The sequence below is a fragment of the Faecalimicrobium dakarense genome (assembly GCF_000499525.1).
GTDB lineage: Bacteria > Bacillota > Clostridia > Peptostreptococcales > Peptostreptococcaceae > Faecalimicrobium > Faecalimicrobium dakarense.
Map to the genome: position 1 here is coordinate 1 of NZ_HG529424.1, position 12,767 is coordinate 12,767.

The 12,767-nt window shown below is 29.9% G+C and carries 10 protein-coding genes, 1 pseudogene and 1 riboswitch; of the genes and pseudogenes, 9 read left to right on the forward strand and 2 right to left on the reverse strand.

Going from position 1 to position 12,767, the window contains the following annotated elements; translation table 11 throughout:
- Positions 1-4 precede the first annotated feature (4 nt).
- The gene (locus BN899_RS16330) at positions 5-658 is read right to left on the reverse strand and encodes a deoxynucleoside kinase (protein ID WP_042277672.1); all 654 of its coding nucleotides are present in this window, start codon (positions 656-658) and stop codon (positions 5-7) included.
- Positions 658-1,314: a deoxynucleoside kinase gene (locus BN899_RS16335; RefSeq protein WP_042277674.1), complete on the reverse strand. Its 657-nt coding sequence runs from the start codon at positions 1,312-1,314 to the stop codon at positions 658-660. Before BN899_RS16335 ends, BN899_RS16330 begins: the two co-directional genes overlap by 1 nt.
- Positions 1,315-1,492: 178 nt before the next feature.
- Between BN899_RS16335 and BN899_RS16340 the strand changes: the two genes are divergently transcribed.
- The 9 genes and pseudogenes from BN899_RS16340 to BN899_RS16390 all read left to right on the forward strand — a co-directional run bounded on the left by BN899_RS16340 (position 1,493) and on the right by BN899_RS16390 (position 12,747).
- A complete protein-coding gene (locus BN899_RS16340) occupies positions 1,493-2,368 on the forward strand; it encodes a DNA-3-methyladenine glycosylase family protein (protein ID WP_042277676.1) in 876 nt (291 codons plus the stop codon).
- A gap of 18 nt (positions 2,369-2,386) precedes the next feature.
- Positions 2,387-3,877: a cardiolipin synthase gene (cls, locus tag BN899_RS16345; RefSeq protein WP_042277679.1), complete on the forward strand. Its 1,491-nt coding sequence runs from the start codon at positions 2,387-2,389 to the stop codon at positions 3,875-3,877.
- Positions 3,878-4,075: 198 nt separating this feature from the next.
- Positions 4,076-4,360 (forward strand): co-chaperone GroES, encoded by a 285-nt coding sequence (locus BN899_RS16350; protein ID WP_042277681.1) that lies wholly within the window; start codon positions 4,076-4,078, stop codon positions 4,358-4,360.
- 20 nt (positions 4,361-4,380) lie between these two features.
- Positions 4,381-6,006 (forward strand): chaperonin GroEL, encoded by a 1,626-nt coding sequence (groL, locus tag BN899_RS16355; RefSeq protein ID WP_042277683.1) that lies wholly within the window; start codon positions 4,381-4,383, stop codon positions 6,004-6,006.
- A 189-nt stretch (positions 6,007-6,195) separates the two neighbouring features.
- Positions 6,196-6,939 carry a nickel pincer cofactor biosynthesis protein LarB gene (gene larB / locus BN899_RS16365; protein WP_042277690.1) on the forward strand — a complete coding sequence of 248 codons (744 nt, stop codon included), beginning with the start codon at positions 6,196-6,198 and terminating at the stop codon, positions 6,937-6,939.
- Positions 6,940-7,010: 71 nt separating this feature from the next.
- A pseudogene (gene larC, locus BN899_RS19950) lies at positions 7,011-8,143 on the forward strand (nickel pincer cofactor biosynthesis protein LarC).
- Positions 8,144-8,194: 51 nt separating this feature from the next.
- Positions 8,195-8,296: riboswitch (purine riboswitch) on the forward strand.
- 222 nt (positions 8,297-8,518) lie between these two features.
- The gene (gene guaB / locus BN899_RS16380) at positions 8,519-9,982 is read left to right on the forward strand and encodes an IMP dehydrogenase (protein ID WP_042277698.1); all 1,464 of its coding nucleotides are present in this window, start codon (positions 8,519-8,521) and stop codon (positions 9,980-9,982) included.
- 1 nt (position 9,983) lies between these two features.
- Positions 9,984-11,516 carry a glutamine-hydrolyzing GMP synthase gene (gene guaA, locus BN899_RS16385; RefSeq protein ID WP_042277700.1) on the forward strand — a complete coding sequence of 511 codons (1,533 nt, stop codon included), beginning with the start codon at positions 9,984-9,986 and terminating at the stop codon, positions 11,514-11,516.
- 211 nt (positions 11,517-11,727) lie between these two features.
- The gene (locus tag BN899_RS16390) at positions 11,728-12,747 is read left to right on the forward strand and encodes a BMP family lipoprotein (RefSeq protein WP_042277702.1); all 1,020 of its coding nucleotides are present in this window, start codon (positions 11,728-11,730) and stop codon (positions 12,745-12,747) included.
- Positions 12,748-12,767 lie beyond the last annotated feature (20 nt).

Below are 12,767 nucleotides of genomic sequence, written 5' to 3' on the forward strand. Positions count from 1 at the left end.
TAAACTACATTCCTAAAACTTTTTTTATTTCATCACATAATAAATCAAGATGTTCTGGATTTTTTATTAAATCAACTTCATTTATATTTACATATAAAACTGGAGATTGATCATATTCTCCTATCCATCTTTCGTATCTATTGTGAAGATTTTTCCAATATTCTATGTCGACAGACTTTTCCATTTCACGTCCTCTAAGGCTTATTCTATCAACTATAGTATCTATAGAACCATTTAAGTATATCATTAAGTCCGGTCTTCTTAAATAAGGAACCATATCATTGAATAAATCTCTGTAAGTTATATAATCTCTTTTGCTCATTTTTGAGTTATCAAATAAGTTTCTAGCGAATATTTCTACATCTTCATATATACTTCTATCTTGTATATTATTTAACCCGTTACTATCTATTTCTTTTTGTTGCTTAAATCTTTGAGCAAGGAAGTATAGTTGTAAGTGGAATCCCCATTTTTCTTGATCTAAATAAAAATCTTCTAAATATGGATTTCCATCAACTTTTTCGTAGTGAGTTTCAAATCCTAATCTTTCACCAACTAATTTTGTTAAAGTTGACTTTCCCGCACCAACATTTCCTGCTACTGTTATAAATAAGTCTCTGTTTAAAGGCTTATTACACTGGTTTACTAATTTAAACATTACGCTTGTCCTCCTAAGGTCTTTATTGCTTCTTCAACTTTATTTATTATAGAGTTTCTATCCTTATCGTTGTTTAAGAAATCTAAATTTGAGTTATCAACTTCTATTATAAGAGGTTCTTTACCCATAAAGTTATGTTTTATAGATAATGGATCGAAATAATATTTATACTCTAATCTTAGTTCATTTATATAATCTCTAGCCATTTGTCTTTCGAAACTTCTATCTCTCATAGCAATTCTTTTCATTAAAACATCCGTATCTGAATTTAAATATATTATTATATCTGGTTGAGGTAAATCGTTAACGAAAATATTATACATTTGCTTATACCTATGAAACTCCATTTTATCAAGAGTTATTCCTGCAAATATAAGATTTTTTATAATGTGGTAATCACTAACTACGCCTTGAGATTTTTTTAATACATCTTTTTCTATATCACTTAATTGTTTTAATCTATTAAATAGAAAAAATGCTTCTGTTTGTAAAGCATATTCTTTAATATCTGTATAAAATTTTGATAAAAAAGGATTTTCTTCAACTATTTCCCTTAAAAGAGTATAACCAAAATGGTCATTAAGTATAGTTGCAAGTGTAGTTTTACCTACTCCTATAGGACCTTCTATTGCAATAAATATACCTCTACTATTCATTTAAAATCACCCTCTAAAAATAATGTCTTATGTATTTTATCAAAAAAATATTTTAAATTCTACTCTAGACTTTTAAAATTATATTTGTATATACAAAAATAGTTTATTTAATTTACACGAAAATAGGGTAAATTAATAGTATTAACAATTATTACATAGATATAAAGGAGCAAAAATAATGAATGTTTATGAAAAAGATAATTCAGTAATATTAGAGGGAGTAGCAGATTTTGATCCGAAGCATATATTTGAATGTGGGCAATGCTTTAGATGGCACAAAGAAGAAAATGGATCTTATACAGGAGTTGCTAAAGGGAAAGTAATAAATGTATTAAGAGAAAACGATAAAATTTATTTAAATAACACTAATTTAGAGGATTTTAATAACATTTGGTATAATTACTTTGATTTAGGAACAAATTACACAGATATAAAAAATAATTTGAAAAATATGGATGAATATTTAGATAAAGCTTGTGAGTTTGGATGGGGAATAAGAATACTTAGACAAGATGGATGGGAAATGCTTATTTCATTTATTATTTCTTCTAATAATAGAATTCCTATGATACAAAAAGCTATAGAAAATTTATCTAGGAATTTTGGAAAATACATAGGGAACTATAATGGTAAGGATTATTATGCATTCCCAACGCCAGAAGAGTTAAATAAAGCAACACAAGAAGAAATAAGAGCGTGTCAAACTGGTTTTAGAGATAAGTATATAAAAAGCACTACTGAAAGAGTGGTAGAAAATAATGAAAATGTATCTGAATATACAAGCTTAAGCACAGATGAATGTATAAAAGAATTAACTAAGTTTAACGGAGTAGGTCCAAAGGTAGCAGATTGTATAGCATTATTTGGTATGACTAAAATAGATACTTTCCCTGTTGACGTTTGGGTTAAAAGGGTTATGCAAGAATTCTATGTAGAAGAAGACATGAGTTTGCCTAAAATAAGAAAATATGCGATTGATAAATTTAAAGATCTATCTGGATATGCACAACAATATTTATTCTATTATGCAAGGGAGCTTGGAATAGGAAGGTAACTAGAAGAGGGATGAAACATGAGTGTTATAGGTATTTTATTTTTAGGTTATTTGATTATATCATATTTAGCTAGTGCAGCAATTTCAATGGTTATTATACTTGAGAATAGGGACCCTGCTAGAACTGTAACATGGTTATTAATATTTTTACTACTTCCAGGAGTAGGGTTATTAATATATGCAATATTTGGCAGAAATATAAGAAAAATAAAAATATTTAAAACGCAAAAGTTAGCAAATGACATAAAAGAAGAAAAATTATTTGAAAACCTAGAAGAAATACAAGAGCTAGTAAAGTTAGAGCAAGACTCAATAAAGGAAAGAAGTTTATTAGAGGATGAACTAGCGGATTATTCAAAAAAGAGAGTAATAAGTTTACTATTAAATACAGGTATGTTTCCATTTACAACTAACAATAAGATAGATGTTTATATAGATGGAAATCAAAAATTTGAAAATCTTATAAAAGATATTAAATCAGCTAAGGATCATATACATTTAGAGTACTTTATAATAAAAGATAGTGAAATAGGTAGAAAGATAAGGGATTTATTAATAGAGAAGGCTAAAGAAGGGGTAAAAATAAGAATTCTATATGACGATGTTGGATGTTGGAGATTTTGGTTCCATAGAAAGTTTTTCAATGAAATGAAAAAGCACGGAATTGATATAATGCCATTTTTACCAGCTAAGTTTCCTATAATAGGAAGTAAGTTAAATTATAGAAATCATAGAAAAATAGTAGTTATAGACGGAAAAGTAGGATATACAGGTGGTATTAATATTGGTGATGAGTATATAGGTAAAAATAAAAAATTTGGATACTGGAGAGATACTCATATAAGAATAGAAGGAACATCAGTATATTTACTTCAAATGACATTTCTAATAGACTGGTACTATACTACTAAAGAAATTATATTAATAAAAAAATACTTCCCTAAAATGAGCTATTGCGGTGATAGTATGGTTCAGGTAGTAGCAAGTGGACCAGATAGTGATTGGGAAGCTATACACTATGCATATTTTTCTGCAATATGCCAAGCCAAAAAGAATATATATATAGAAACTCCGTACTTTATCCCGGATGAAAGTATACTAAGAGCTCTTAAAAGTGCTGCACTTAGTGGTGTAGATGTAAGAATTATATTCCCAAAAATAGCGGACCATAAAATGGTGAATAGCGCATCATATTCATACTTTTCAGACGTATTAAAATCTGGAGGTAAAGTTTATTTATACACTAAAGGATTTATACACTCTAAGATAGTAATAATAGATGATAAGATATCGTCTACTGGATCTGCTAATATGGATTTAAGAAGTTTTATGCTTAACTTTGAAATAAATGCATTTATATATGATAAGGATGTTATAGAGGTAATGACTAAAGACTTCATTGAAGATATGAAAAATAGTGAAGAACTGGATGAAAGTGATTTTGAGAATAGAAATATAATTATAAAGGCTAAGGAATCAATATCTAGGTTATTTTCGCCTATATTATAAAAATTTTATATGTGATATAAAAAATGGTTGAAACTTAGTGGCAATTAATATACTATAATAATTGTTAGCACTCTATTGTTTAGAGTGATAAAGGATTATTATAGTATTTATTTTTTACTATAATATACATAAGAAAATGATAGTATGGAATTTAAGATTCCTTTAATAATACAAATAAATCACTAGGAGGTAAAGATTATGAAAATAAGACCATTAGCTGATAGAGTAGTTATAAAGAAAATAGAAGCAGAAGAAAAAACTGCAAGTGGAATAGTTTTACCAGGTGCAGCTAAGGAACAACCTCAAATGGCTGAAGTTGTAGAAGTTGGACCAGGTGGTATTGTTGATGGAAAAGAAATAGTTATGGAATTAAAAGTAAATGATAAAGTAATATTTACAAAATATGCAGGTACAGAAGTTAAGATAGAAGGTAAAGAATACACAATATTAAGACAAAGCGACATATTAGCTGTAATAGAATAATTTTATTAGGAGGGGTTAAAATGGCTAAAGAAATTAAATTTGCTCAAGATTCAAGAAAAGCTTTAGAAGCTGGTGTAAATAAATTGGCAGATACAGTAAAAGTTACATTAGGACCTAAAGGAAGAAATGTAATATTAGATAAAAAATTTGGTGCACCTCTAATAACAAATGATGGTGTTACAATAGCTAAAGAAATAGAGTTAGAAGATAGATTTGAAAATATGGGAGCACAATTAGTTAAGGAAGTTGCAACTAAGACTAATGATGTTGCAGGGGATGGAACTACAACTGCTACAGTACTTGCTCAAGCTATAATAAGAGAAGGGCTAAAAAATGTAACAGCTGGTGCTAATCCAGTACTTATAAGAAAAGGGATGCAAAAAGCAGTTGATGTTGCTGTTGCTGAATTAAAATCTCAATCAAGAACTATAGAAACTAAAGAATCTATATCTCAAATAGCTTCTATATCTGCTGGAGATGAAGAAGTAGGTAAGTTAATAGCAGAGGCCATGGAAGTAGTAGGAAGAGATGGAGTTATAACAGTTGAAGAATCAAAAACTATGCATACTGAACTAGAAACAGTTGAAGGAATGCAATTTGATAGAGGATTTGTTTCTGCATACATGGTAACAGATGTAGATAAAATGGAAGCTGTTTTAAATGATCCATATATATTAATAACAGATAAAAAAATATCTAATATACAAGAAATATTACCAGTTCTTGAACAAATAGTTCAACAAGGTAAAAAATTATTAATAATAGCTGAAGATGTAGATGGAGAAGCTTTATCTACATTAGTAGTTAATAAATTAAGAGGAACATTTGAAGTTGTAGCTGTTAAAGCTCCAGGATTCGGAGATAGAAGAAAAGCTATGCTTGAAGATATAGCTACACTTACAGGCGGTAAAGTAATATCTGAAGAATTAGGATATGAATTAAAAGAAGCAGACGTAACTATGTTAGGTAGAGCATCTTCTGTTAAAGTAGGAAAAGAATCTACTACTATAGTTGATGGATACGGTGATAAAGCTGCTATACAAAATAGAGTTAATCAAATAAAGAATCAGGTAGAACAAACTACTTCAGAATTTGATAAAGAAAAGTTAATGGAAAGATTAGCTAAACTTGCTGGTGGAGTTGCTGTTGTAAAGGTTGGTGCTGCTACAGAAGTTGAAATGAAAGAAAAAAAATTAAGAATAGAAGATGCACTTAATGCTACAAGAGCAGGTGTTGAAGAAGGAATGGTAGCTGGTGGAGGTACTGCATATGTAAGTGTTATACCAGCATTAGATAAATTAGTTGAAGAGCTTGATGGTGAAGTAAAAATTGGAGCAAAAATAATAAGAAAATCTTTAGAAGAACCATTAAGACAAATAGCTAAAAATGCAGGTCTTGAAGGAGCTGTAATAATACAAAAAGTTATGAGTGAAGACCCAGAAATAGGATTTGATGCTTTAAACGAAAAATATGTAAATATGATAGAAGCTGGTATAGTTGACCCTACTAAGGTTACTAGAACAGCTCTACAAAATGCTGCGTCAATAGCAGGGGTATTCTTAACTACAGAAGCTGCTGTTGCTGATCTTCCATCAAAAGATGAGCCTATTCCAGGAATGGGTGGCGGTATGCCAGGAATGATGTAATTTAATAATGCATATATTAGAAGGAGTAACTATTGTTACTCCTTTTATAATCCAAAAATTCGCTTCGCTCATGTCGCCAACGACTGCGTCCGTTGCTCAAAATTATAAAATATATCTATTAATCGCAATAGTAATGCTAAAATATGTTAAAATTATTATTATTAAAGTCAATTATAAAGAGGTAAAAATATGGATTTGAGAGAGTTACTTCAAAATGTAAAAAATAATGAGTTAGATATAGACGATGCTTTAGGTAAGCTTAAAGATTTACCATATGAAGATTTAGGATATGCAAATATAGACCACCATAGAGAGATAAGAAATGGATACCCGGAAGTTATATACTGCGAGGGGAAAAGTGATGAACATATACTAGGCATAATAGAAAAAATGAACGAGAAAGGTTCTAATATACTTGGGACTAGATGTAGAAAAGAAACTTTTGAGAAAGTAAAAGTGATTTATAAAAATGCAGAGTATGAAGAGTTATCTAAGATATTAAAAATACAGAATCATGAAATTTTACATAAAGGAAAAGGTAAGATCGTAGTAGTAAGTGGTGGAACTTCGGATATACCAGTTTCCGATGAAGCCTATTATACAGCAAAATTTCTTGGGAATGAAGTGGAAAGAGTTTATGATGTAGGGGTAGCAGGCATACATAGGCTTTTTAATAAAAAGCACATATTAGATGAAGCGAGAGTAGTTATAGCTGTTGCAGGAATGGAAGGTGCCTTACCAAGTGTAGTCGGAGGACTTGTTGATGTTCCTGTTATAGCTGTTCCTACATCTGTAGGTTACGGAGCTAATTTTGGAGGACTATCAGCTCTACTTACTATGCTAAATAGTTGTGCATCAGGCATATCAGTAGTTAATATAGATAATGGTTTCGGTGCTGGATACTTGGCATCTATGATAAACAAATTAAAATAGTTAAGTTCAAGGAGAAAAAAATGGAAGAAAGAATACTTTATTTTGATATAGTAAATGGAATTTCAGGGGATATGACATTAGCAAGTTTATTAAATTTGGGAGTCCCGACAGAGTTATTTTTAGAAGAGTTAAAAAAACTTAGTATATATAATGAATGTGAGTTAAATATAACTTCTAAAAATGAGAGTGGAATAGTAGGAACTAATGTAGAAGTTATAGCGAAGGAAACCAATGCACATAGACATTTAGTAGATATATTTGAGATTATAGATGAAAGTACATTAAATGAAAATGTAAAAAACATGGCTAAGAAGATATTTATGATTATAGGAGAAGCTGAAGCTAAAGTTCATGGAACTACTATAGATAAAGTACATTTTCATGAAGTTGGAGCAATAGATTCAATTATAGATATAGTAGGTACATCCATATTAATAGATTTATTATGTATAGATAAAATATGTTCAACTTCTGTCCCAGTAGGGTCAGGATTTGTAAAATGTGACCACGGAATAATGCCAGTACCAGCACCAGCTACAATGGAAATATTAAAAGAAGTACCAATTAAATTAAATACAGTTAAGGGTGAATGTAGCACTCCAACAGGAGCAGCTATAATAAAAACCTTATGTGATGAGTTTGTAGATATATTAGAATTTGAAGTAAAGCAAATTGGTTATGGAATTGGACATAAAAAATTTGAACTACCAAATATATTAAGAACTGTTATAGGTGTAAAAAAAAACAAGAAGTAATTTATGAAATAAACACGAACATTGACGATATGTCACAAGAAATTTACTCATACCTTTACGATAAAATTTTAGAGGCTGGAGCATTAGATATTTATACAGAAAGTATATATATGAAAAAAAATAGACCAGCAAATAAAATTACTATATTATGTGAAGAAGATGATTTGGAGAAATTTGTAGAAATTTTAATTACAGAAACTAGTACATTTGGAGTAAGATATCATAAATATAATAGAGAGATACTAAAGAGAAAATTTATTAAAATGGACACAATATACGGTGAAATTAATATCAAACTGGGCTATTACAAGGATAAGCTAATTAAGGCAACACCTGAGTATGAAGACTGTAAAAAGATTAGCAAAAACACAGGAATACCATTTCATCAATTGATATATAAAATAAACTGTATTATAAATGAAAAATTTGACGTAAAATTATTGACATAACTTATAAATTTTGATAAATTAGTAGTCACTAAAAGAAATTATATGTTTATAACTAAATAACAATATGTCACTCGTATATACTCGGAAATATGGTCTGAGAGTTTCTACCGAGATACCGTAAATATCTCGACTATGAGTGAAATTATTATAGCAGAATATCTAGATCAAGTAAATTTGTAGGCTGATTGTATATCCCTATAGGTTAGCTATAAGTGCAGATATTTTGGAAACCTGTATAGTAATTTCACTTTTATGAGAATAAGAATAGAAGTTAATATACAGGTTTTTTTGTATCTTAATTTAAGACGAACAAAATAAAAAAATATATATTTAAAATTCGGATAAAATATATAAATAAGAGAAGGGAGAACTACTATGGCAACTATATTAAAAGAAGGTTTAACATTTGATGATGTTTTATTAGTTCCACAAAAATCTGAAGTACTACCTAAGGACGTTAGTATAGAGACTTACTTAACTAAAACGATAAAATTAAATATTCCTCTAATGAGTGCAGGTATGGATACTGTTACAGAATCTAAAATGGCTATATCAATGGCTAGACAAGGTGGTATAGGGATAATACACAAAAATATGTCTATAGAAGAACAAGCACTAGAAGTAGATAAAGTAAAAAGAAGTGAAAGTGGAGTAATAGTAGATCCTTTCTACTTATCAAAAAATCATACTATACAAGATGCTGATGATATAATGGCAAGATATAAAATATCAGGGGTGCCTATAGTAGATGAAGATAATAAATTAATAGGAATAATAACTAATAGAGATATAAAATTTGAAGACGATATGACTAAAAGTATAGAAGATGCTATGACTAAGGAAAACTTAGTTACTGCTAAAGAAGGAGTGGATTTAGCTGAGGCTCAACAAATACTTAAAAAGCATAAAATAGAAAAATTACCTATAGTAGATGATGAAGGTCACTTAAAAGGTTTAATAACTATAAAAGATATAGAAAAGAAAATACAATATCCAAATTCAGCTAAAGACTCTCGTGGAAGATTATTATGTGGAGCAGCAGTAGGGATAAGTGCAGACCTTATAGATAGAGTAGATGCTTTAGTTAAAGCTAATGTTGACGTAATAGTTTTAGATAGTGCACATGGTCACTCTTTTGGTGTAATGGATGCAGTAAGAAGAGTTAAAGAAGCTCATCCACAGCTTCAAGTTATAGCAGGAAATGTAGCTACACCAGAAGCAACAGAAGATTTAATAAAAGCTGGAGCAGACTGTGTAAAAGTTGGTATAGGACCTGGTTCAATATGTACTACAAGAGTTGTAGCAGGGATAGGTGTACCTCAATTAACAGCTGTAATGGATTGTGCAGAAGTTGGTAAGAAATATGGAGTGCCAGTAATAGCTGACGGAGGAATTAAATTCTCTGGAGATATAGTTAAAGCATTAGCAGGTGGAGCATCAGTATGTATGATGGGTTCATTATTTGCAGGAACAGAAGAAAGTCCAGGAGAAACAGTTCTTTATAGAGGTAGATCATACAAGACTTACAGAGGTATGGGTTCAATTGGAGCTATGGAAAAAGGATCTAAGGATAGATACTTCCAAAATGATGCTAAGAAATTAGTTCCAGAAGGTGTTGAAGGAATGGTAGCATATAAAGGAAAAGCGGAAGATATAATATACCAAATGATAGGTGGTATAAGAGCTGGTATGGGATATTGTGGAGCACCTACATTAGAAGATTTAGCAGAAAATGCAGCGTTTGTTAAGATAACAGCAGCATCTTTAAAAGAAAGTCATCCACATGATATAACAATAAGTAAAGAAGCACCAAACTACAGTATGCAAGGGGAGATATAATATGAAGCATGAATTAGTACTTGTTGTTGACTTCGGAGGTCAATATAATCAATTAATAGCAAGAAGAGTTAGGGAAAATAACGTATATTGTGAAATAATACCTTATACTACAGATATAGAAAAAATAAAAGCAATGAATCCTAAAGGTATAATATTTACAGGTGGACCTAACAGTGCTTACTTAGAAAATTCACCAAAAATAGCTAAAGAGATATTTGAAATAGGAGTACCTATACTTGGTATATGCTATGGTATACAAGTAATGTCTCATATACTTGGTGGTAACGTAAGAAAAGGAAACACTAGTGAAAAAGAATACGGGAAAACAGAAATAACTTACAGTGAATCAGCTATATTTGACGGTATATCTACAAATATAGTATGGATGAGTCATACTGATTTAATAGACAAGCTTCCAGAAGGTTTCAAATCAATAGCTCAAACTAAAGATTGTCCAGTTGCAGCTATGGAATGTATAGAAAAGAAATTATATGGAGTACAATTCCATCCAGAAGTTGAGCATTGCCAAGAAGGAGATAAAGTACTTAGAAACTTCTTATACAATGTTTGTGAAGTAAGTGGAGATTGGACTACAGATTCATTTATAAATGATAAGATAAAAGAATTAAAAGAAAGAATCGGAGATAAGAAAGTACTATGTGCTTTAAGTGGTGGGGTTGACTCATCAGTAGCAGCAGTACTTGTTCACAAAGCGATAGGAGATAACTTAACTTGTGTATTCGTTGACCATGGTTTACTTAGAAAAAATGAAGGTAACGATGTAGAAAGAATATTTAGAGATAAGTTTGACATGAACTTAATAAGAGTTAACTGTGAAGATAGATTCTTAGGTAAGTTAAAAGGTGTAACAGAGCCAGAAGCTAAGAGAAAAATAATAGGTGAAGAGTTTATAAGAGTATTTGAAGAAGAATCAAATAAACTTGGAAAAATGGACTTCTTAGTTCAAGGAACTATATATCCAGATGTAGTTGAAAGTGGACATGGAGAAGCTGCAACTATTAAATCTCACCATAATGTTGGTGGAATACCTGAAGATATAGAATTCCAAATAGTAGAACCTTTAAGAGAATTATTTAAAGATGAGGTTAGAAAAATAGGTTTAGAATTAGGTATAGATGAAGACTTAATATTTAGACATCCATTTCCAGGACCAGGACTTGGAATAAGAGTTATAGGTGAAGTAACTAAAGAAAAATGTGATATATTAAGAGAAGCAGACGCTATATACATGGATATATTAAGAGAACATGGATTATATAAAGAAATATGGCAAGCATTCGCTACTTTACCAGATGTAAAAACAGTTGGAGTTATGGGAGATGAAAGAACTTATGCTTACTTAGTAGGTATAAGGGCGGTAACATCTTCTGACGGAATGACTTCAGACTGGTATAAAATGCCTTATGACGTATTAGAAAAAATATCTAATAGAATAGTAAATGAAGTTGATGGAGCAAATAGAGTAGTTTATGATATAACTTCAAAACCACCAGGAACAATAGAGTGGGAATAAAAAAATAAATATAATAATTATAGTATCGAGGTGTAAGATTATTAATCTTTACCTCGATACTATATTTTACAATTAAAATGTATACAATATTCAGAAAACAATGTTAATTAATAGATAAATAGTTAAAAAAGTAAATATATAGAATATAAATTGAAAATATTATGCAATATATAGACATATATGAAATACTTAAGACGCCAGGAGGAAGAATATGAAATTTAAAAAATTATTATCATTAGGAACAGCAGTTGTAGTATCATCGGCTATGTTAGTTGGATGTGGTAACGGAGATTCTAAAAAAGAATCAAGCAAAGCTATAAAAGTAGGTATGGTAACAGATGTTGGAGGTATAAATGATGAATCATTTAACCAATCTGCTTATGAAGGTCTACAAAAAGCTGAAAAAGAATTAGGTATAGAAGTAAAAGTAATAGAATCAAAACAAGCATCTGAATACATAACTAATTTAGAAAGTCTTGCTGATCAAGATATGGATTTAATCATAGGTGTAGGAAACACTATGAAAGACGATATTAAAAAAGAAGCTGAAAACTATCCAGACCAAAGCTTTGCTATAATAGATGAAACATACGATGAAATACCATCAAATGTAACACCAATATTATTTAGAGAAAATGAAGCTACATATTTAGCTGGTCTTATAGCAGGTAAAATGACTAAAACTAATAATATAGGATTTATAGGTGGAATGAAAAATCCAGTTATATCTAGATTTGAATATGGATTTAAAGCTGGTATAAAAGAATCTAATAAAGATGCAGAAGTAAAAGTTCAATATGCTGGTACTTTTGGTGATGCAGCTAAAGGAAAATCAATAGCTAATCAAATGTACAATAGTAATGTAGATATAATACTTCCTGCAGCGGGTGGTACAGGATTAGGTGCTATAGAGTCTGCAAAAGAACAAAATAAATTTGCAATAGGTGTAGATAGAGACCAAAGTAACTTAGCTCCAGAAAATATGCTAACTTCAGCATTAAAGAAAGTTAATGTTGGTGTATATGACACAGTAAAAGAATTAGTTGAAGGTAAATTAAAAGGTGGATCAGAAAAAGTATACGGACTTAAAGAAGATGGAGTTGGCATAGTTGAATCTAAGTTAATACCAAAAGACGTATTAGAATATGTAAATGGTATAAAAGAAAAAATAGTAAAAGGTGAAATAAAAGTACCTGCAAATGAAAAAGAATTTAATGCTACACAAAAATAAATAGTAAAAATGCCTAACAC